The sequence below is a fragment of the Pseudomonas sp. FSL R10-2964 genome, assembly GCF_009600035.1.
Classification (GTDB): Bacteria; Pseudomonadota; Gammaproteobacteria; order Pseudomonadales; family Pseudomonadaceae; genus Aquipseudomonas; species Aquipseudomonas bubulae.
In genome coordinates, this window is the sequence record NZ_WIWH01000001.1 from 123978 (window position 1) to 145002 (window position 21025).

General features: G+C 58.9%; 22 protein-coding genes and 1 pseudogene. 9 read left to right on the forward strand and 14 right to left on the reverse strand.

The genetic code is table 11. The features are described 5' to 3' along the window. The first annotated feature begins 118 nt into the window (after positions 1-118). Both hisD and hisC read left to right on the forward strand, forming a co-directional pair. Positions 119-1441, forward strand: a complete 1323-nt coding sequence (hisD, locus tag GHN92_RS00620; RefSeq protein ID WP_095001151.1) for a histidinol dehydrogenase — start codon at positions 119-121, stop codon at positions 1439-1441. A gap of 5 nt (positions 1442-1446) precedes the next feature. Further along, positions 1447-2499: a histidinol-phosphate transaminase gene (hisC, locus tag GHN92_RS00625; protein ID WP_095001152.1), complete on the forward strand. Its 1053-nt coding sequence runs from the start codon at positions 1447-1449 to the stop codon at positions 2497-2499. A gap of 42 nt (positions 2500-2541) precedes the next feature. On the opposite strand, the gene algW is transcribed toward hisC, so the two are convergent. After that, positions 2542-3696 (reverse strand): Do family serine endopeptidase AlgW, encoded by a 1155-nt coding sequence (algW, locus tag GHN92_RS00630; protein ID WP_095001153.1) that lies wholly within the window; start codon positions 3694-3696, stop codon positions 2542-2544. A gap of 100 nt (positions 3697-3796) precedes the next feature. On the opposite strand from algW, the gene GHN92_RS00635 reads away from it, so the two are divergent. The 3 genes from GHN92_RS00635 (at position 3797) to cysN (ending at position 7628) form a co-directional block, all read left to right on the forward strand. Then, complete coding sequence (locus GHN92_RS00635) at positions 3797-4555, forward strand: Nif3-like dinuclear metal center hexameric protein (RefSeq protein ID WP_095001154.1); 759 nt, start codon at positions 3797-3799, stop codon at positions 4553-4555. Between the two features lie 247 nt (positions 4556-4802). Beyond that, the gene (gene cysD, locus GHN92_RS00640; RefSeq protein ID WP_095001155.1) at positions 4803-5720 is read left to right on the forward strand and encodes a sulfate adenylyltransferase subunit CysD; all 918 of its coding nucleotides are present in this window, start codon (positions 4803-4805) and stop codon (positions 5718-5720) included. A 9-nt stretch (positions 5721-5729) separates the two neighbouring features. After that, on the forward strand, positions 5730-7628 hold the full coding sequence (gene cysN / locus GHN92_RS00645) for a sulfate adenylyltransferase subunit CysN (RefSeq protein WP_095024926.1): 1899 nt from the start codon (positions 5730-5732) through the stop codon (positions 7626-7628). A gap of 180 nt (positions 7629-7808) precedes the next feature. Here the strand turns inward: cysN and GHN92_RS00650 are convergent, their stop codons facing one another. From GHN92_RS00650 to GHN92_RS00660, 3 genes and pseudogenes are all read right to left on the reverse strand, one after another. Continuing rightward, a complete protein-coding gene (locus tag GHN92_RS00650) occupies positions 7809-8714 on the reverse strand; it encodes an acyltransferase (RefSeq protein WP_133144312.1) in 906 nt (301 codons plus the stop codon). Further along, positions 8715-10814, reverse strand: a complete 2100-nt coding sequence (gene pta, locus GHN92_RS00655; protein ID WP_133144311.1) for a phosphate acetyltransferase — start codon at positions 10812-10814, stop codon at positions 8715-8717. It lies immediately after the preceding gene. Positions 10815-10874: 60 nt separating this feature from the next. Beyond that, positions 10875-11212 (reverse strand): annotated as a pseudogene (locus GHN92_RS00660) (DUF3565 domain-containing protein). Here GHN92_RS00660 and GHN92_RS00665 point away from each other — a divergent pair. Together GHN92_RS00665 and GHN92_RS00670 are read left to right on the forward strand one after the other, a co-directional pair. After that, positions 11181-11666, forward strand: coding sequence for a peptidylprolyl isomerase (locus GHN92_RS00665; RefSeq protein WP_095001159.1), 486 nt, complete (start codon positions 11181-11183; stop codon positions 11664-11666). The pseudogene GHN92_RS00660 and the gene GHN92_RS00665 sit on opposite strands and share 32 nt — an antisense overlap. A 135-nt stretch (positions 11667-11801) precedes the next feature. Continuing rightward, positions 11802-12284: a glutathione peroxidase gene (locus tag GHN92_RS00670; RefSeq protein WP_095001160.1), complete on the forward strand. Its 483-nt coding sequence runs from the start codon at positions 11802-11804 to the stop codon at positions 12282-12284. Here the strand turns inward: GHN92_RS00670 and GHN92_RS00675 are convergent. Together GHN92_RS00675 and cysZ are read right to left on the reverse strand one after the other, a co-directional pair. Further along, positions 12281-13471: a glycosyltransferase family 1 protein gene (locus GHN92_RS00675; protein ID WP_232527634.1), complete on the reverse strand. Its 1191-nt coding sequence runs from the start codon at positions 13469-13471 to the stop codon at positions 12281-12283. The two genes, GHN92_RS00670 and GHN92_RS00675, sit on opposite strands and share 4 nt — an antisense overlap. A gap of 61 nt (positions 13472-13532) precedes the next feature. Next, positions 13533-14294: a sulfate transporter CysZ gene (cysZ, locus tag GHN92_RS00680; RefSeq protein ID WP_095001162.1), complete on the reverse strand. Its 762-nt coding sequence runs from the start codon at positions 14292-14294 to the stop codon at positions 13533-13535. Positions 14295-14605: 311 nt separating this feature from the next. Between cysZ and trxB the strand changes: the two genes are divergently transcribed. Then, a complete protein-coding gene (trxB, locus tag GHN92_RS00685) occupies positions 14606-15568 on the forward strand; it encodes a thioredoxin-disulfide reductase (protein WP_016781820.1) in 963 nt (320 codons plus the stop codon). 151 nt (positions 15569-15719) lie between these two features. Here trxB and GHN92_RS00690 read toward each other — a convergent pair whose 3' ends face one another. The 6 genes from GHN92_RS00690 to GHN92_RS00715 form a co-directional block, all read right to left on the reverse strand. Beyond that, positions 15720-16061 carry a HopJ type III effector protein gene (locus tag GHN92_RS00690; RefSeq protein WP_095023070.1) on the reverse strand — a complete coding sequence of 114 codons (342 nt, stop codon included), beginning with the start codon at positions 16059-16061 and terminating at the stop codon, positions 15720-15722. After that, positions 16054-16350 carry a DUF1244 domain-containing protein gene (locus GHN92_RS00695; protein ID WP_095023069.1) on the reverse strand — a complete coding sequence of 99 codons (297 nt, stop codon included), beginning with the start codon at positions 16348-16350 and terminating at the stop codon, positions 16054-16056. The genes GHN92_RS00690 and GHN92_RS00695 overlap by 8 nt, the downstream gene beginning before the upstream one ends. Positions 16351-16364: 14 nt before the next feature. Further along, positions 16365-16751: a dihydroneopterin triphosphate 2'-epimerase gene (folX, locus tag GHN92_RS00700; RefSeq protein WP_095001165.1), complete on the reverse strand. Its 387-nt coding sequence runs from the start codon at positions 16749-16751 to the stop codon at positions 16365-16367. Then, positions 16751-17311, reverse strand: coding sequence for a GTP cyclohydrolase I FolE (gene folE / locus GHN92_RS00705; protein WP_095001166.1), 561 nt, complete (start codon positions 17309-17311; stop codon positions 16751-16753). Before folE ends, folX begins: the two co-directional genes overlap by 1 nt. Before the next feature lie 25 nt (positions 17312-17336). After that, positions 17337-18047, reverse strand: a complete 711-nt coding sequence (gene folM, locus GHN92_RS00710) for a dihydromonapterin reductase (protein WP_095038771.1) — start codon at positions 18045-18047, stop codon at positions 17337-17339. Positions 18048-18135: 88 nt separating this feature from the next. Further along, the gene (locus GHN92_RS00715) at positions 18136-18705 is read right to left on the reverse strand and encodes an antibiotic biosynthesis monooxygenase (RefSeq protein WP_095001168.1); all 570 of its coding nucleotides are present in this window, start codon (positions 18703-18705) and stop codon (positions 18136-18138) included. A gap of 247 nt (positions 18706-18952) precedes the next feature. Here GHN92_RS00715 and GHN92_RS00720 point away from each other — a divergent pair, with 247 nt between their 5' ends. After that, positions 18953-19885: a MerR family transcriptional regulator gene (locus GHN92_RS00720; RefSeq protein WP_095020531.1), complete on the forward strand. Its 933-nt coding sequence runs from the start codon at positions 18953-18955 to the stop codon at positions 19883-19885. On the opposite strand, the gene GHN92_RS00725 is transcribed toward GHN92_RS00720, so the two are convergent. After that, complete coding sequence (locus GHN92_RS00725) at positions 19886-20491, reverse strand: hypothetical protein (RefSeq protein ID WP_153379145.1); 606 nt, start codon at positions 20489-20491, stop codon at positions 19886-19888. It abuts the gene before it with no gap. Between the two features lie 58 nt (positions 20492-20549). Beyond that, positions 20550-21017 (reverse strand): PAS domain-containing protein, encoded by a 468-nt coding sequence (locus GHN92_RS00730; RefSeq protein WP_095001171.1) that lies wholly within the window; start codon positions 21015-21017, stop codon positions 20550-20552. Positions 21018-21025 lie beyond the last annotated feature (8 nt).

Sequence of the window (21025 nt, forward strand, 5' to 3'; positions counted from 1 at the left end):
CTATCCGCGTAATAGCCAGAAATCTCAGGTACCCACGCGGATGGCTTGGTAGTCTTGTGGTGCCTGAGCTGCGCAAAACCCTTATTCCAAGCATTCGCCCATTACCGAGGCCCTCGCTATGACCGCTCCCACTGCAATTCGCCGACTCAACGCTGCTGACCCGGACTTCGCGCAGCATCTGGATCATCTGCTGAGCTGGGAAAGTGTGTCTGACGACTCGGTCAACCAGCGTGTGCTCGACATCATCAAGGCTGTGCGTGAGCGGGGCGACGCTGCCCTGGTTGAGTTCACCCAGCGCTTTGACGGGCTTGAAGTGGCCTCGATGGCTGACCTGATCCTGCCGCGCGAGCGCCTGGAACTGGCCCTGACCCGCATCACTGCGCCACAACGTGAAGCACTGGAAACGGCCGCACAGCGCGTGCGCAGCTACCACGAGAAACAGAAACAGGACTCCTGGAGCTACACCGAAGCCGATGGCACGGTGCTGGGCCAGAAAGTCACGCCGCTGGATCGTGCCGGTCTGTACGTACCGGGTGGCAAAGCGTCGTACCCTTCGTCGGTGCTGATGAACGCGATTCCGGCCAAGGTTGCCGGCGTGACCGAAGTGGTGATGGTCGTGCCGACCCCGCGTGGCGAAATCAATGAACTGGTGCTGGCTGCCGCCTGCATTGCGGGCGTTGACCGGGTGTTCACCATTGGTGGCGCACAAGCGGTTGCGGCATTGGCTTATGGCACCGAAAGCGTACCCAAAGTCGACAAGGTGGTAGGCCCGGGCAATATCTACGTCGCGACCGCCAAGCGTCATGTATTTGGCCAGGTAGGCATCGACATGATTGCCGGCCCTTCGGAGATCCTCGTCGTGTGCGACGGCCAGACCGACCCGGACTGGATTGCCATGGATTTGTTCTCCCAGGCCGAGCACGATGAAGACGCGCAAGCGATTCTGGTTAGCCCCGATGCCGAGTTCCTCGACAAGGTGGCGGCCAGCATCGCCAAACTGCTGCCGACCATGGAGCGGGCCGAAATCATCGAAACCTCGATCAATGGTCGTGGTGCGCTGATTCTGGTGAACGACATGCAGCAGGCTATCGACGTGGCCAACCGCATTGCTCCGGAACACCTGGAGCTATCGGTGGCAGACCCGCAAGCCTGGTTGCCGCAGATCCGCCACGCCGGTGCGATCTTTATGGGTCGTCACACCTCAGAGGCGCTGGGCGACTACTGCGCAGGGCCTAATCACGTACTGCCGACTTCCGGTACGGCGCGTTTTTCGTCACCGCTTGGCGTTTATGATTTCCAGAAGCGCTCCTCGATTATCTTCTGCTCCGAGCAGGGTGCTTCCGACCTGGGCAAAACCGCTTCGATTCTCGCTCGCGGCGAATCGCTGACCGGTCACGCCCGCAGTGCCGAATACCGCATCCTCGCCGACAAACAGGGGTAACAAGTATGAGCAAGTTCTGGAGCCCATTCGTTAAAGCCCTGGTGCCTTATGTGCCGGGTGAGCAACCGAAGCTGACCAAACTGGTCAAGCTCAACACCAACGAAAACCCCTATGGGCCTTCGCCTAAAGCGCTGGCAGCGATGCAGGCCGAAATCAATGACAACCTGCGTTTATACCCCGACCCGAACAGCGATCTGCTTAAGCAGGCGGTGGCCGAGTATTACGGTGTGCAGACCAATCAGGTGTTTTTGGGCAACGGCTCGGACGAAGTGCTGGCCCATGTTTTCAATGGCCTGTTCCAGCACGACAAACCGCTGCTGTTTCCGGATATAAGTTACAGTTTTTATCCAGTTTACTGCGGGCTGTATGGCATCGAGTTTGACGCCATAGCACTGGATGAGCAGTTCCAGATCCAGCCTGCGGACTACACCCGGGCCAATGGCGGGATCATCTTCCCCAACCCCAATGCACCGACCGGTTGCCTGCTGGCGCTGGAGGCCATCGAACAGATCCTCAAGGCCAACCCTGATTCGGTGGTCGTGGTGGATGAAGCGTATATCGACTTTGGCGGCGAAACGGCCATCAGCCTGGTGGACCGTTATCCGAACCTGCTCGTCACCCAGACCCTGTCCAAGTCGCGCTCCCTGGCCGGTTTGCGTGTCGGCCTGGCGGTGGGCCATCCGGATCTGATCGAAGCGCTGGAGCGAATCAAGAACAGCTTCAACTCCTATCCGCTTGATCGTATCGCCATTGTTGGCGCAGCGGCAGCGTTTGCCGACCGCGAGTATTTCCAACAGACCTGCCAGTGGGTGATCGACAGTCGCGAGCAAGTGGTCGCGCAGTTGCAGGCGCTGGGCTTTGAAGTGCTGCCATCGGCCGCGAACTTTATCTTCGCCCGTCACCCGGAACACGATGCGGCGGCGTTGGCGGCCAAGTTGCGTGATCAGGGGGTGATCGTGCGTCACTTCAAGCAACTGCGCATTGCCCAGTTCCTGCGCATCAGCATCGGCACGCCGGAGCAGAATGCGGCGTTGATTGAAGGGTTGTCAGACTTGTAACCGCTGCCCTCTCCCGGAGGGAGAGGGCTGGGGTGAGGGTTTTCAGTCGTTCTGCGGCGGCTGCTCTTGCGGCGGTCGCAGGCCCACTGCGGCGGTGAGCTTGAGCTCTTTGCCGTTGCGCATGACCTGTATGGTGATTTTGTCCGAAGGTTTGATCCGCGCCACCTGATTCATCGAACGACGGCCATCGCTGGCGGGTTCGCCATCAATGCTCAGAATCACGTCTCCCAGTTGCAAACCGGCTTTTTGCGCCGGGCCATCACGGAAAATCCCCGCCACAACAATTCCCGGACGACCACTGAGGCCAAACGACTCGGCCAGCTCCTGGGTCAACGGCTGCACTTCAATGCCCAGCCAGCCGCGAATCACCTGGCCGTGCTCGATGATCGACTTCATGACTTCCATGGCCAGATTGATCGGGATCGCAAAACCGATGCCCTGTGAGCCGCCGGACTTGGAGAAAATCGCGGTGTTGATGCCGGTCAGGTTACCGTTGGCATCCACCAGCGCGCCGCCCGAGTTACCCGGGTTGATCGCGGCATCCGTCTGGATAAAGTCTTCGTAGTTGTTCAGGCCCAACTGGTTGCGCCCGGTGGCACTGATAATGCCCATGGTGGTGGTCTGGCCAACGCCAAACGGGTTGCCGATCGCCAGGGCGATATCACCGATGCGCAGGGTGTCCGAGCGGCCGATGGTAATTGCAGGCAGGTTTTTCAGGTCGATCTTCAGTACTGCCAGGTCCGTTTCCGGGTCGCTACCAATAACCCGTGCATGTGTTTCGCGGCCGTCCTTGAGTGCCACCACAATCTGGTCGGCACCTGCGACTACATGGTTATTGGTCAGTAAATAGCCCTCGGGGCTCATCAGCACTGCCGAACCGAGGCTGGACTCCATGCGTCGCTGCTTGGGTTCGTTGTTGCCGAAAAAGTGACGGAACTGCGGGTCTTCAAACAATGGGCGGGCATTTTTGTTCACCACCTTGGTGGTGTACAAGTTGGCCACGGCAGGCGCGGCGCGCACCACTGCATCGGCGTAGGTCACGGGACCCTGCTGCATGTAACTGGTTTGCGGGGCTTGTTGCAGATTAACGTCCAGGCTCGGCAGCCCAACCCATTGCGGGTAACGCTGAATAATCAGCAAAGCGATAAGCACGCCAGCCAGCAACGGCCAGCCAAAGAAACGCAAAGCCTTAAACATTGAACTCAGTCCTGAAGGTTGCAGAGCCATTCTGACGGCCCATAATGACGCCATTATACGAGGGCCGCCCGGCTCCGAACGCTATATTTAGGAGTCTTTTATGGCTGTCTCCCTGAGCACGCTGGTAGAAGAGGCAAATCGTTACCTCAACTGTGCCGCCATCGGCGATTACTGCCCCAATGGCTTGCAAGTCGAAGGCCGCCCGCAGGTGATGCGTATAGTCAGTGGCGTGACCGCCAGCCAGGCATTGCTGGATGCCGCAGTCGAGGCCCAGGCTGATCTGGTGCTGGTGCATCACGGCTACTTCTGGAAAGGCGAAGACCCGTGCGTTACCGGTATGAAGCAGCGCCGCCTGAAAACCCTGCTCAAGCACGATATCAGCCTGCTGGCCTACCACTTGCCGCTGGATCTGCATCCTGAAGTGGGCAACAACGTGCAATTGGCCCGGCAGCTGGATATCACCGTCGAAGGTCCGCTGGAACCGGGCAATTCGAAAGTGGTGGGGCTGGTGGGTTCCTTGGCCGAGCCTGTAACGGCCCGCGATTTTGCCCGCCGCGTGCAAGAAGCGCTGGGCCGTGAGCCGTTGCTGATTGAAGGCAGCGAAATGATCCGTCGCGTGGGCTGGTGTACCGGTGGCGGGCAGGGCTTTATCGATCAGGCGGTACAGGCGGGGGTTGATCTGTACCTGAGTGGCGAAGCGTCAGAGCAGACTTTCCATAGTGCCAGGGAAAACGACATCAGCTTTATTGCCGCAGGCCATCACGCCACCGAACGTTATGGCGTGCAAGCCCTGGGGGATTACCTGGCGCGGCGCTTCGCCCTGGAACACCTGTTTATCGATTGCCCGAATCCGATCTGAGCATTGGAGTTGAACCCTGTGGGAGCGGGCTTGCTCGCGATCGAATCAACGCGTTCTTGCTGTATAACCGCATTGCCTGCATCGCGAGCAAGCCCGCTCCCACATGGAGTAATCGCCCAAACTCCGAGGTCTATTCTTAGACCGTTTCGATCTAGTTGGCGCCATCTATAGAAGAGGGTGCTGTGCTAGCATTCGCCCCTCGAACACGGCCCGCAGGCCGTTCATAAGATAGCTTTCGTGAGTAGCCATGGTCGACAAACTGACGCACCTGAAACAGCTGGAGGCGGAAAGCATCCACATCATCCGCGAGGTGGCCGCCGAGTTCGATAACCCGGTGATGCTGTACTCGATCGGTAAAGATTCCGCCGTGATGCTGCACCTTGCTCGCAAGGCGTTTTTCCCTGGCAAGCTGCCGTTTCCGGTGATGCATGTCGATACCCAGTGGAAATTCCAGGAGATGTACAGCTTTCGCGACAAGATGGTCGCCGAGCTGGGCCTGGACCTGATCACTCACGTCAACCCGGACGGCGTGGCACAAGGGATTAACCCTTTCACCCACGGCAGCGCCAAGCATACCGATATCATGAAGACCGAGGGCCTGAAGCAGGCTCTGGACAAATACGGTTTTGATGCCGCCTTTGGTGGTGCGCGTCGCGATGAAGAAAAATCCCGTGCCAAAGAGCGCGTGTATTCCTTCCGTGACAGCAAGCACCGCTGGGACCCGAAAAATCAGCGGCCCGAGTTGTGGAACGTCTACAACGGCAACGTCAACAAAGGCGAATCGATTCGCGTGTTCCCGTTGTCGAACTGGACCGAGCTGGATATCTGGCAGTACATCTACCTCGAAGGCATCCCGATTGTGCCGCTGTACTTCGCCGCAGAACGCGAAGTGATCGAGAAGAACGGCACGCTGATCATGATCGACGACGAGCGCATCCTTGAGCACCTGTCTGATGAAGACAAGGCGCGTATCGTCAAGAAAAAGGTCCGTTTCCGGACGCTTGGCTGCTACCCGCTGACCGGCGCGGTGGAGTCCGAGGCTGAAACCCTGACCGACATCATCCAGGAAATGCTCCTGACGCGAACTTCCGAGCGCCAGGGCCGAGTCATCGACCACGATGGCGCAGGCTCGATGGAAGATAAAAAACGTCAAGGTTATTTCTAAGGGGTTGTCATGTCGCACGTATCTGATTTGATCAGCGAGGACATCCTCGCCTACCTGGGCCAGCACGAACGCAAAGAAATGCTGCGTTTCCTGACCTGTGGCAACGTCGACGACGGCAAGAGCACCCTGATCGGGCGCTTGCTGCACGACTCCAAGATGATCTACGAAGACCATCTGGAAGCCATTACCCGCGACTCGAAAAAAAGCGGTACCACGGGCGACGATATCGACCTGGCGCTGCTGGTAGACGGCCTGCAAGCTGAGCGCGAGCAGGGTATTACCATCGACGTGGCTTATCGTTATTTCTCCACCGCCAAGCGCAAATTCATCATTGCCGACACCCCTGGCCATGAGCAGTACACCCGCAACATGGCCACCGGTGCATCGACCTGTGACCTGGCGATCATTCTGGTGGATGCCCGTTACGGCGTGCAGACCCAGACCCGTCGCCACAGCTTTATTGCCTCGTTGCTGGGCATCAAGCATATCGTCGTGGCCATCAACAAGATGGACCTCAAGGGTTTCGACGAGGGTGTGTTCGAGTCGATCAAGGCCGACTACCTGAAGTTCGCCGAAGGCTTGAAGATGAAGCCTACCAGCCTGCACTTTGTGCCGATGTCCGCCCTTAAAGGCGACAACGTGGTGAACAAGTCCGAGCGCTCGCCGTGGTACACCGGCCAGTCGCTGATGGAAATCCTCGAAACCGTGGAAGTGGCGGCCGACCGCAACCTCACCGACCTGCGCTTCCCGGTGCAGTACGTGAACCGTCCGAACCTGAACTTCCGTGGTTTTGCCGGTACCCTGGCCAGCGGCATCGTGCACAAGGGCGATGAAATCGTCGTATTGCCCTCGGGCAAGAGCAGCCGGGTCAAATCCATCGTCACCTTTGAAGGTGAGCTGGAACACGCAGGCCCGGGCCAGGCAGTTACGCTGACCATGGAAGACGAGATCGACATCTCCCGTGGCGACCTGTTGGTGCATGCCGACAATGTGCCGCTGGTGACTGACAACTTCGAAGCCATGCTGGTGTGGATGGCTGAAGAGCCGATGCTGCCGGGCAAGAAGTACGACATCAAGCGCGCCACCAGCTATGTACCGGGTTCGATTGCCAGCATCATCAACAAGGTCGATGTGAACACCCTGGAAGAGGGCCCGGCCAGCGCCTTGCAACTGAACGAGATCGGCAAGGTCAAGATCAGCCTCGACGCACCGATCGCCCTGGACGGCTACGCCAGCAACCGCACCACCGGTTCGTTTATCATCATCGACCGTTTGACCAATGGCACTGTCGGTGCCGGGATGATCGTTGCACAGCCGTTGAGTCATGGCAGCGCGACCCATCATGGTAAATTGGCGCATGTGGCGGTTGAAGAGCGTGCCCAGCGCTTTGGCCAGCAACCCGCCACAGTGCTGTTCAGCGGCCTGTCCGGCGCCGGCAAGAGCACTCTGGCCTATGCTGTTGAGCGCAAGCTGTTCGACATGGGCCGTGCGGTGTTTGTACTCGATGGTCAGAACCTGCGCCATGACCTGAACAAGGGGCTGCCACAGGATCGTGCCGGTCGTACGGAAAACTGGCGTCGTGCCGCTCACGTGGCGCGTCAGTTTAACGAAGCGGGCTTGCTGACATTGGCCGCGTTCGTGGCACCGGATGCCGAAGGCCGTGAACAGGCGAAGGCGCTGATCGGCAGCGACCGTCTGCTTACCGTGTATGTGCAGGCATCCCCGGCCGTATGCGCCGAGCGAGACCCGCAAGGTTTGTATGCGGCGGGTGGCGACAATATTCCGGGTGAGTCCTTCCCGTATGACGTGCCGTTGAATGCCGACCTGGTGGTCGACACGCAAACGCTGTCACTGGAAGAAAGCGTCAAGCAGGTGCTGGACCTGTTGCGTCAACGCGGCGCAATTTAAGCCGCACTAAAAAGCCCGCCACCGAGTGATCGGTGGCGGGCTTTTTGTTGGGCGCTGTATTTTCCCCCAGCCCTCTCCCGAGGGAGAGGGAGCTGATTTTTGGTGTTGTACAGGTCTGCTTTTGCCTTTAGTCCCCTCTCCCTTTGGGAGAGGGTTAGGGTGAGGGGCTTTTGATCTTCTTCACTGTGCCGGATAGTCCCGATGCAACTGCTCCAGCAAGCGGTCCTTCTCTTCCCAGAGCTGGTTGATCCAGCCCTGGAACGCCAGGCGGTACTCCGGGTCCTGGTCGTAGTTCTTGCCCAGGAATTCATCGGGTATTTGCAGCTCTTCAAACACCACGACTACGTCCTTCACATTGCCGCACAACAAGTCCCAGTACCCCGGACGCCCGCCCGGGTAGTGGATGGTCACGTTGACGATTGATTTCAGCTGTTCGCCCATCGCGTCCAGGACGAAGGCGATACCGCCGGCCTTGGGCTTGAGCAGGTAGCGAAACGGCGAGTTCTGTTGCGCATGCTTGGCTTCGGTGAAGCGCGTGCCTTCGACGAAGTTGAAGATGCCCACCGACTGGTTCTTGAATTTGGCGCAGGTCTTGCGCGTAGTTACCAGGTCAGCGCCTTTCTTTTCCGGGTGCCTGGCCAGGTACGCCTTCGAATAGCGTTTCATAAACGGAAAGCCCAGTGCCCACCACGCCAGGCCAATCACCGGAACCCAGATCAGTTCCTGTTTAAGGAAGAACTTCAGCGGACGGATGCGTTTGTTAAGCACATATTGAAGCACCATGATGTCAACCCAGCTCTGGTGGTTGCTGGTCACCAGATACGAGTGCTCATAGTCCAGCCCTTCAAGGCCCTTGATATGCCAGCGGGTCTTGCGTATCAGGTCCATCCAGCGGTTGTTGTTGCCGACCCAGGCTTCGTGGATTCGGCGCATCAATTCGTCGGTCAGCCGTTGCGCCGCCGGGAACGGCAGGCACAGCTTGAAAATCGCGACGATAAACAACGGCGTGCAACACAGGATGGTGTTGATCGCCAGCAGCAGTGAAGCGATGACGCCGCGTATCGGCGCAGGCAGAAAGTCCAGCATTTACACATCCATAGGTCGGTTGGCGGCTTGAATCGCCGTAAGGGCGATGGTGTAGACGATATCGTCCACTTGTGCGCCGCGAGGCAGATCGTTTACCGGTTTGCGCAGGCCCTGCAGCATAGGCCCCAGGCTGACGCAGTCAGCGCTGCGCTGTACGGCTTTGTGCGTGGTGTTGCCGGTATTGAGGTCGGGGAACACAAATACCGTGGCCCGGCCCGCCACCTGGCTGTTGGGCGCCAGTTGCCTGGCCACCACTTCGTTGGCTGCTGCGTCGTATTGCAACGGGCCGTCGATCAGCAGCGCATGTTGCGCTTCGTGCGCCAGAAGGGTGGCTTCGCGGACTTTTTCGACTTCTTCACCACTGGCCGATTCGCCGCTGGAATAGCTGATCATGGCTACCCGTGGCGTGATGCCGAAGGCAGCGGCAGAGTCGGCACTTTGCAGGGCGATCTCAGCCAGTTCAGTGGCGCTCGGGTGCGGGTTCATGACGCAGTCGCCATACACCAGCACCTGCTCGGGGAACAGCATAAAGAACACGGATGACACCAGCGTACAGCCCGGCGCGGTTTTGATCAGCTGCAGGGCAGGGCGGATGGTGTTGGCGGTGGAATGGATCACCCCTGAAACCAGGCCGTCGACCTCATCCAGCGCCAGCATCATGGTACCAATCACCACCGGGTCTTCCAGTTGTTGCTCGGCCATCGGCGCGTTGAGGCTTTTGGTTTTGCGCAGGGCCACCATCGGTTCGACGTACCGGCCGCGGATCAGGTCCGGGTCAAGAATCTCCAGTCCTTCGGGCAGTTCAAAACCGTGGGCCTTGGCCACTGCCTGGACTTCTTCGGGCTTGGCCAGCAATACACAACGGGCGATACCGCGTGCCTGGCAAATGGCCGCAGCCTGTACGGTCAGGGGTTCGCTGCCTTCGGGCAGGACAATGCGCTTGTTGGCCTGCTGGGCGCGCTGGATCAACTGATAGCGAAAAACGGCAGGGGTGAGGCGCATTTCGCGGGGTGTACCGCAGCGCTGGTGCAGCCAGTGGGCATCGAGGTGGCTGGCGACGAAATCAGTGATGATTTCCGCGCGCTCGCGGTCATCGATGGGAATTTCCTTGTTCAGGCCGTTGAGACGGTTGGCGGTGTCGTACGAGCCGGTACTCACCGACAGCACCGGCAACCCGGCCTGCAGGGCGCCGCGGCAGAGTTCCATCAGGCGTGGGTCGGGCTGGGTGTCGCTGGTCAGCAGCAGGCCGGCCAGCGGGACGCCGTTCATGGCGGCGAGGCTCACGGCCAGGATAATGTCGTCGCGATCTCCCGGGGTAACCACCAGCACGCCCGGTTTGAGCAGTTGCAGGGTGTTGAGCACCGTGCGTGCGCAGAGGATGATTTTCGACATGCGACGGGTTTCATAGTCCCCGGCATTGAGCACCTGGGCTCCCAGCAATTCGGCCACATCGCGGGTGCGTGGAGCATTCAGCTCGGGCTGAAAGGGAATGCAGCCCAGTAACTTGAAATCACCACTGCGCAGCAGCGGCGAATGCTCTTTGAGGCGTGCCGCAAAAGCGTCCATGCTTTCGTCGGTGCGCACCTTGTTGAGGATCACGCCCAGCACTTTCGGGTCTTTTGGCCCGCCAAACAGCTGGGCCTGCAACTCCACCCGACCCGACAGCTCGGTCAGCACTTCGTTTTCCGGGGCCGAGACCAGGATCACTTCAGCATCCAGGCTCTTGGCCAGGTGCAGGTTGACCCGTGCCGCGTAGCTGGCCGTGCGGGTGGGCACCATGCCTTCGACAATCAGCACGTCCTTGCCGATGGCCGCTTGTTGATAGAGGTTGATGATTTCTTCGAGCAACTCATCGAGCTGGCCGTCACCCAGCATGCGCTCGACATGGGCCAGGCCCAGCGGGGTAGGCGGCTTGAGGCCGTGGGTGCGGGCCACCAGTTCAGTGGAGCGCTCCGGCCCCAAATCCCCCGGGTGCGGCTGGGCAATGGGCTTGAAAAACCCGACTTTAAGCCCGGCGCGCTCAAGAGTGCGAACCAGGCCCAGGCTAATGGATGTCAGACCCACACCAAAATCGGTGGGCGCGATAAAGAAAGTTTGCATGCGAGCTTCCTGACGTGGCAGTGCAAGGGCAACACCCTTTAAACGGGGCTTGTGCCTGAATCAATTGCCAAGATTAGCGCTATCCGCCTCTTGAGCACACCAGCCACAGGCAAAGGGCTGGCCTATTTTGGCCTGGCGTTGCTCGGGATCAAGCACCCACGGCCGGGATTGCCAGGGCGGTTGATGGCGCTGGTGCTGTGTGTGGCCACAGGAGAGCACGGCAACCCAGTGCTGCTCCTCATCCTGACGCCAGCCAATGATCGTTGAAGTTTTCAAAATTATCCGTTGGTCTTGGTTGTGTTCGCTTTCGGGCGATTGCTTGGTTAAACTTGCGAACTCATTATTTTTTGCAAAAGGTCTCGCCCCATGACGATCGCCGCTAACAAGGCTGTCTCCATCGACTATACCCTGACCAACGACGCTGGTGAGGTCATCGACAGCTCCGCCGGCGGCGCGCCGCTGGTTTACCTGCAAGGCGCTGGCAACATCATCCCGGGTCTGGAAAAGGCTCTGGTTGGCAAGGCCGTCGGTGACGAGCTGGACGTTACCGTTGAGCCGGAAGACGCGTACGGCGAGTACTCCGCCGAACTGGTCAGCACCTTGAGCAGCAGCATGTTCGAAGGCGTTGACCAACTGGAAGTTGGCATGCAGTTCCACGCTTCGGCGCCGGACGGCCAAATGCAGATCGTGACCATCCGTGACCTGGACGGCGACGACGTGACTGTAGACGGTAACCACCCACTGGCTGGTCAGCGTCTGAACTTCAAGGTCAAGGTTGTGGCCATCCGTGACGCGAGCGAAGAGGAAATCGCTCACGGCCACGTACACGGTGAAGGCGGTCATCAGCACTGACAAGTGCTGCTACGCTCACATGAGAGCTAGCCAGGAAAGGCGCCTACGGGCGCCTTTTTGCATCCTGGATTATGAGGGCAATCGGCAGGCTGAACGATTGTTTGAATGTGGAAACGGGAATTTTTGGAGTCCGTCATGAGTGCATTTCACGAACTTACCCTGGACGCGCTGGATGGCAAGCCGCTGCCGCTGGAGACTTTTAAAGGCAAAGTGGTGCTGGTAGTGAATGTCGCCTCCAAGTGCGGTTTGACCCCTCAGTACGCAGCCCTGGAAAACCTCTACCAGCAATTCAAGGGCAAGGGCTTCAGCGTTCTAGGCGTGCCATGCAATCAGTTCGCCGGGCAGGAACCGGGGAGCGAGCAGGATATCCAGGCGTTTTGCAGCCTCAACTACGGCGTCACTTTCCCTCTGAGCAGCAAGCTTGAGGTCAACGGGCCTGACCGCCATCAGCTTTATCGGTTGCTGGCAGGCGAGGGCGCCGAATTTGAAGGGGAAATTACCTGGAACTTCGAGAAGTTTCTGGTTGGCAAGGATGGCCGGGTATTGGCGCGTTTCTCACCGCGTACCGCCCCAGACGATGCCACGGTCATTCAGGCCATTGAGAAGTCCCTGGCCTAAGGCTTTTTTACGGTCATCGGAACCGGCACCGGGGCTGCGTATTCGCGGCCCTGGCGAGCCTGCTGCAACTGGTTTTCGAACTGCTCGACAATCCCCGTCCAGCTTTGCCGACTGGCATGGCAGCGGGCATTGAGGCGCAGGGTGCGCAAGGTTTCCGGGTCATCAAGCAGCCAGCAGGCGGCTTCGATCCAGGCGTATTCATCCCCCGGCATGGCCAGTACGCCGTTGTAGCCATGACGAATATGCAAGCCGGCAGCAGCCTCGTCATAGGCCACCACTCCCAGGCCTGAAGCCTGGGCTTCGAGCACCACGTTGCCGAAGGTTTCGCTCAGGCTGGGAAACAAAAACACGTCACCGGATGCGTAATGGCACGCTAGCGCTTCGCCAGACTGCTGCCCGCAAAAAATGGCCTCAGGCAACGAGGCTTCCAGTGAGGCACGTTTTGAGCCGTTGCCCACCACGATCAATTTGAAGCGGCGTGCGGGATAACGGGCTTGTAGTTCATCGAAACAGCGCTTGAGTGCGTCCAGATTTTTTTCCGGTGCCAAGCGTCCTACATACAACAGGGCAATATCGTTTTCTCTGAGCCCCCAACTCTGGCGCAAGGCATTCTGACGTTTTGCCGGGCTGAACAGCTGGCTATCGACGCCACGGGGCAGCAGCTCCAGGCGTTCAAAATGCCTGCGCTCAAGTTCTACGCGTTGGCTGGCACTGGGCACCAGGGTCATTGCCGAGCGGTTGTGAAACCCGCGCAGGTAGTGAGTCAGCGCCCGGGTAAACAGGGTCAGGCCATGCTGGCGCAAGTACTGCTGAAAATTGGTATGAAAGCCGGTGACCGCGGTAATGCCGAGGCGTCGGGCAACCCTGAGTGCGCACAGCCCAAGGGGCCCCTCTGTGGCGATATAAACCACGTCAGGGGGGTGCTGGCACCAGCGCCTGGTCAGGCGATGGGTGGAGGTCAGGCCCCATTGCAGGCCGGGATAACCGGGCAGCGGCCAACCGCGGCAGAGCATCAGGTCGTCGCTGCTGCGCTGATTGCCATCGGCGCTCTGGCGTGGGCGTATCAGTTGCACGCGGTGGTTGCGGGCGCGCAAGCCATCGCACAGGTGGCCAAGGGTATTGGCCACGCCATTGATTTCAGGGGCGAAGGTTTCGGTAACAAGTGCGATATGAAGGGCTGTGGTCATGACCCCAGTGTGCGTTGGGGTCATGACGTCAATGTGTCACGGTGATGATGGAATGATGAAGTCAGCGGCTGCGGTTGGCGGCTGCCAGCGCTTCATCGCCACGCTCGCGCACCCAGAACAGGGTTGCACCGGCAACGGCTGCGGGCATCATCAGGATATTGACCACCGGGATCAGCAGCACCAGATAGACGATGCCGCCAAAACTCATGCTCTGCCAGCGTTTTTCGCGCAGCCAGGCGAGCATCTCGTTCCAGCCCAGCTTGTGGTTGTCGGCCGGGTAGTCGATGTACTGGATGGCCATCATCCAGATCCCGAACAGCAGCCACAGCGGTGCCGCGATCAGGTTGAGCACCGGAATAAACGAGAGGATCAGCAGGGCAATGGCCCGCGGCAGAAAGTAGCCCAGCTTGCGCATTTCACGGGCCAGGGTGCGCGGCACCATGGCGGCCAGTTCGCCCCAGCTGAAAGGTGGCGAATTATCGACCCCGCGCACCACGGCTTCGACCTTCTCCGAGAGAAAACCGTTAAATGGCGCGGCGATGATGTTGGCCAGCATGGTGAAGGTGAAAAACACCATCAACGCCACCAGCACCACGAACAGTGGCCACAACACGTAGTTGAGGAAACCGAGCCAGTTGGGCAGGGTCGGCATCAAGGTATCGACCCAGAGGCTGAACTGATGCCCGGCGAAATAAATCAATCCGACGAACAGCACCAGATTGATCAGTAACGGCAGCAGCACGAACAGGCGCAAGCCAGGGCTGAGGATCAACTTAAGGCCCTCACGCAGGTACTGCGGGCCAGAGAGAACAGGGGCGGGCATAGCGTGCTCCGAACAGTGGAAAACCGGGCGACCTTAGCGGCTTTGTCCGCAGGACGAAAGCCTTGTCGCAGTATCGACAATAACTGTAACAAAGCCGTCTAAAATCGACTTCGACTACATAGAGACCTGCTATGAGCTGGATTGTTAATGCGTATTTCCTTACTCTCTGCGGCCTCTATATGCTTCACCCATATTTTTCAGGATCTGCGCGTTGCAGGCATAGCCTGGGCAGGTTTACGGTTTCTTTTTATTCCAGCCGGTAAAGCGGCGTTCCGACCCGGTTTCAATGCGGGCGGTCATAGGAGTGAGTCATGTCTGAAGTACGTCATTCGCGTGTGATTATTCTGGGTTCCGGCCCTGCCGGTTACAGCGCCGCTGTCTATGCGGCCCGCGCCAACCTCAAACCACTGCTGATCACGGGCATGCAGGCTGGCGGTCAACTGACCACCACCACCGAAGTCGACAACTGGCCCGGTGATGTTCACGGCCTGACCGGCCCGGCCTTGATGGAACGCATGCGTGAGCATGCGGAGCGTTTCGAGACGGAAATCATTTTCGACCACATCAATGAAGTGGACCTGAAAAATCGTCCGTTCACCCTCAAGGGTGACAGCGGTACATTCACCTGCGACGCACTGATCATCGCTACCGGCGCCAGCGCCCGTTATCTGGGCTTGCCGTCGGAAGAAGCATTCATGGGCAAAGGCGTTTCTGCCTGTGCGACCTGTGACGGTTTCTTCTACCGCAACAAACCTGTTGCCGTAGTGGGTGGTGGTAACACCGCGGTTGAAGAGGCCCTGTACCTGGCCAATATCGCCAGCAAAGTAACCCTGGTTCACCGTCGCGAAACCTTCCGCGCCGAGAAGATCCTGATCGACAAGCTGCACGCCCGTGTTGCTGAAGGCAAGATCGAACTCAAGCTGAATGCGACCCTGGACGAAGTGCTGGGCGACAACATGGGTGTGACCGGTGCGCGCCTGAAGAACAACGACGGCAGCTTTGACGAGCTGAAAGTCGATGGCGTATTTATCGCCATCGGCCACACACCGAACACTTCGTTGTTCGAAGGCCAGCTTGAGCTTAAAGACGGCTACATGGTTGTGCAGGGCGGCCGTGAAGGCAACGCTACTGCGACCAGCGTTGAAGGCGTGTTTGCTGCGGGCGACGTGGCGGACCACGTTTATCGTCAGGCCATTACCTCGGCTGGCGCCGGTTGCATGGCAGCGCTGGACACCGAGCGCTACCTGGACGGCCTGCAGAACGCCCAGTTCTGATAGCCTGCCTCAACAAAAAACCGGCCTTGGCCGGTTTTTTTGTGTCTGCCCTGTGGGAGCGGGCTTGCTCGCGATGGGATCGCAGCGGTGTAACTGAAAAAAATCGGCGCCTGCATCGCGAGCAAGCCCGCTCCCACGATGAGTTGCAGTATTACACCTTGCGCGTAAGCGGCTGGGCTTCGAACTTGACCCCGGCCAGGCCGTGGGCAATCAGTGCGCGAATGTTGCTGTGGTCTGTGCCTTCAGGAGTGGCCAGTACCGAGCGGTAGTGTTCGCCGAAAGCCAGCAGGGTTTCCTGGTCGCTCAAACCTTCCAGCAGGGCCAGGCCCAGGGTCTTGCACGAACCTTCATTTTGCCCTGCAGCGTTTTCCACACCGCCGTTGATGAAGCTCTGAGGCTGGTAATCGTAGTGCGCGCCAATAAACGCCAGGGTATCGGCAAAAACGTGCTCGCCGCTGTTGAGGCTGGCGCGCAGGGTGTTCAAATCAGTCATGCTTTTTTCCTTGGGTGAACGCCGCCGTCTGTTCGGCGCTGGCTTCTTTCTGGTACTGGGCTTTCCACTCGGCATACGGCATGCCGTAGACCACTTGGCGTGCATCATCGAGGCTGATGGCGATCTGGCGCTCGTCTGCTGCGGCCTTGTACCACTTGGACAGGCAATTGCGGCAAAAACCCGAGAGGTTCATCAGGTCTATGTTTTGCACGTCCTTGCGGCTGTCCAGGTGCGCGACAAGGCGGCGAAAGGCGGCTGCCTCCAGTTCAAGCTGTTCTTGAGGTGTCATGGGGTTCACCGGGGTTATGAGGTTGCAGTCTGACGGCTCGCCGCCAGTGTAATCGACACCGATTCGGCAAAGCGCAGCGCGTGCGGTTTGTCGACTTCGACTTCGGCATACAGTACCGCGTCGTTGGCCATCACCAGATCCAGCAACTCCTGGGTCAGGCGCTCAAGCAGGGCGAAGCGGTTCTCTTCGACATGCTGGATCACGGCCTTGGTGATGGTGCGGTAATTGAGCGCGTGGTCGATATCGTTATCGCGCACCGCCTCCTGCGCCGCGTAGAGGATGGTGAGGTTGATCAACACATCCTGCTTGTTGAGGATTTCTTCCTCATTGATGCCGATATAGGTACGCAGGCACAAGTCCTTGACGCGAATACGGGCCATTCCTGGCTGAAGTTGTGGCATTACGACTTGCTCCGTCCAATCAGTTGCAAGAACTCCATGCGGGTGCTCGGTTCGCGGAAGGCGCCGAGCATGACCGAGGTGTTCATGGTCGAATTCTGTTTTTCTACGCCGCGCATCATCATGCACATATGCTGGGCTTCGATCACCACGGCCACACCGGCAGCCTGGGTGACGCTTTCGATGGCGTCCGCGATTTCCCGGGTGAGGTTTTCCTGGATCTGCAGGCGCCGGGCAAACATGTCGACAATGCGGGCGATTTTCGACAGCCCCAGTACCTTGCCCGTCGGTATATAGGCCACATGGGCCTTGCCGATAAAGGGCAGCAGGTGATGCTCGCACAATGAGTACAGCTCGATATTGGCCACGATCACCATTTCGTCACTGTCAGAGGCGAAGAGGGCGCCGTTGACGATTTTCTCCACGCTCTGCTCGTAGCCATGACACAGGTATTGCATGGCTTTGGCGGCGCGTTTGGGGGTGTCGAGCAGGCCTTCGCGCTCAGGGTCTTCGCCTAAACCAATAAGAATCTCGCGGTAATGCTCAGGCAGTGATGCGCTCATCTAAGTACTTCCTCGCGGGGCGGCATTATTTTAAATGCCGGCCGCCGTTGACGGTCAGGGTGGTGCCGGTCACATACGGGTTGTCCAGCAGATAGCGCAGGCTGCGGTAAATCACCTCGGCGCCGGGCTCGATGCCCAGCACGGATTTGGCCAGCGCTTTGGTGCGGTACGCCGCATCGTCGTCGGGGTTGAACATCAGCAAGGCCGGGGCGATACCGTTGACTTTGATCTGTGGCGCCAGTTTAGCCGCGAATGACAGGGTCAGGCTGTCGAGCCCGGCTTTGGTTGCGCAATAGGCCATATGCTTGCTGCTGCCCTTGCGTGTTACATCATCGCTGATATGCACAATATCTGCAGGGTTCGAGCGTTTGAGCAGCTCGCTGCAATGCAGGTTGATCAGATATGGCGCGAGCATATGCACGCTGAACATGTGCAAAAAGGCGCTGGTTTCTGTCTGTGGGGTTTCTTCCAGCCAGGCCGAGGCGTTGTGGACAATCGCCCGCAAGCTGTCGGTGTGTATTTTCAGCCGTTCGATAAAATCGAGAATGCCGGCTTCGGTCGAAAAGTCGGCAAACAGCGCAATGGCACCCAGGTCGCGGAGAATTTGCACGCCGGGTTTTTCACTGCGATAGGTGAAAATCACCGGATAGCCGTCGGCCAGCAGCTGCTGCGCACAATGCAGGCCAACGCGCTGGCCTGCGCCAGTGATCAGAATCGGTGCGGTAGAAGTGGGCATGACGTACTCGGTGCACAAAAGCCGGAAACAGTCGCGGCGCATTGGCAAAACTATACCAGTGTCCGCGACCTGACGGCCAAGCCCGAGATTAGTGGCGCGGTGTCGCGATAGCGCTGCGCAGGGGTTTGCCTGGGGTGCTGTGCAGCCAACCTGCCAGCAAGTGGGTAGAGAGTGGAATAAACAGGTAAACCATCAGCGGCGTCAGGGCCAGGGTACTGACCAGTACCCGTGGCAACAGGGCTAACTCGCCGAGCAAGGGGGCGCATACAAAGTTGAACAGGAGTGAGACCGGGAAGAACGCCAGCCAGATGGCGACTGCCTGCTTCCAGCGGGGCGGTCTTTGCCCGGTATTGCCGAACCAGCCGTCGATGCCGCTGACCCGGTGCTCGGAAGGGTTGGCGAACAGGTCGCTGCCACGCAGCAACCAGGCCTTGCGCGAGACGGAGTGCTCCCAGGCATGCAAGGTGGATTCGTCGGCAAAGCGGAAGATGATTTGAAATTCGTCGTCGCCCGGTGGCGGCGCCAGAACGCCCGAGCCCAGGTAGCCGGCAAAGTCCGTGGCCAGCTGTTCGCCTTCGTGCAGCCAGGCGATCAGTTCCTGGTAGCGGCCTTTGGCGACACGGCGCGCAACCATCAATGTGACAGGGGAGGTAGACATTGTGTATCTCCATGAGGCTGATGCTGCCCGGGTAGGGCAATCACAAAACACGGCGCCGGGGTGGTGGGCCATGTCCGTAAAAACAAGCAAGGATTGTTCCTGAATACACACAGCGCCGTTTGTGTGAGCGGGCATCACCGCGGCTCACCTGACAGACCGCGTGGCCTGCACCGCGAGCAAGCCCGCTCCCACAGGGTCTGGATTGACGGGTAGAATCCAGTCACCCTTTCTGATTGTTGCCCTGCCGATGCCTGTGATTACTGAACTCGAGCCCATTGCCCAGGCTGATGATTGCCAGGGTCTGTATCCGATCCGGGAAGTGGCCAGGCTGACGGGAATCAACCCGGTAACCCTGCGTGCCTGGGAGCGTCGCTATGGGTTGATCGAACCAAAACGCACCGAAAGTGGGCATCGTCTGTATTCCGTGAGCGATATTGGAACGATTCGTCAGGTCATGGGCTGGCTTGAGCGTGGGGTTTCTGTCAGCAAAGTCGCGCAATTGCTAGCAAGCAACAGTTCCGTCGATGTCCCGGCACCCGCCAGCAGTGAGTACCGCGACTGGCAAACCCGTATTGGCAGCGCCCTCACGGACTTTAACGAACCCGAATTGGAGCGTCTTTACGGGCAGATTTTCTCCAGCTACCCGATTGACGTTGTGTTTCAGGGGATTTTCCTGCCGCTGTGGCAGCAACTGCTTGGGACCCGGGATACTTTTGGCCGTACCAGTGAATGGCTGCTGCTGGACGGCTTCTTGCGCGGTCGGGTACAGCATCGCCTTCAATTGCAGGCCGCTGTTGCCCGCCCGTGCGTGCTGGTGGTGGCGATGCCTGAGTTGTGCCGCGAGCTGGAGTTGCTGGTGGCGGGCTTGCTGCTGACCCGTAATGACCGCGTGGTCAGGGTTGTGGCCATAGGTCAGCCATTGGAAGAGTTGTCACTGGTTTGCCAGAAGCTGGAGCCCCGGGCCGTTGTGCTGTTTGCCAACCATGCATTGAACACGGCCCACCAGCGCAGGCTGACACGCCTGGCACAGACCCTGAATTGCTCGGTGTCGTTGGCAGGTGAGGCCTCGGATGTGGTTCAGGAGGCCTTGGCGAACTCATCCATCGCTTGCCTGGGGAGTGTGTCACGCCTGATCAATCAACGTCTGGATGCTGAACTCAAGGCAACGCCGGGCGGTTGATCAGACGTGCAGGCCCGGGTGCGCCAGGCGGTGTTGTTGCAGGATGTACTGGCGCAGATGCTCGGTTTCGCCCTTGTCGCTCTGGCTTAGGCGGTAGGCATAAAGGCCCGTTTCCGTTTTGCGCTCCAGGGTGCCGCGCAGGTTGATCCGCTCATATCCATCGGGGCTGAACCACTGTGCAAACTGGCGTGGCGGCTGGCTGTCGTGACGCATTTCAATCAGCACGCCTTTGAACGACAGTTCGGTTACCCACAGATGACCTGCCTTGCCGCGGATATTTTCCAGCGGCACCGGCTCGGCCAGTGACAGGCGCCAGGGGCGCGCCTTTGGCCCGTCTTCGAAGATGCTCGGGGCGCCGAGTTGCAGATGCTGGGCATGGAATTCGTCTTCAACCAGGCGCAGCGGAAAACTCATTTGCTGATTGGCAATTTGTGCCTGGATGGTGATCTGTTCATGGGCGGCAAGGCGTGTCAGCAAATCGCGGATTTGCGACATCCCGTTGACCATCAGGCTCGACGACGCATCCCGTTTATTCAACAGCGGGTTTTGGTGCATCGTTTGGATGAAATCCAGTTCGTCCTGAGTCAAAAGGGCATCGTGCGACATGGATAAAGCTCGAAAAGGTGTCTGAAAAATCGTCACAGCGACTATCAGACCGTAATTTCTACGTTTTGTTTAATCCGCTCGTCGCCTTGAGCGCCTGCAGTTCAGCCTGAACCGAGGCCAGTCGGGCTTCGAGCTGGGCGACCCGCTGCTGGGCCTTTACCTGCAAGGTGACGTCTTTTTGCACGCCAATAAAGTATGTCAGCTTGTCGTTTTCGTTAAACACCGGCGTGATCGACAGTTCATTCCAGAAGTGCGTGCCGTCCTTGCGATAGTTGCGCAGGATCTGGCGGGTGGGCTGACCGCTGGCAATCGCCTCGCGGATCAATTGCAGGCCCTGCTGGTCACGGTCGCCGGCCTGCAAGAAGCGGCAGTCCTGATAGAGGATGTCGTCGCGGCTGTAGCCGGTGAGGGTTTCAAAGGCGTTGTTTGCATAAATCAGGATGTTGTCTTCACCTTCTTGTTCGGCAACGACAATGCCGTCCTGGGACGCGTCCACCATGCGTTGTAATAAACGGGCGTTGATCATTGAGTGGT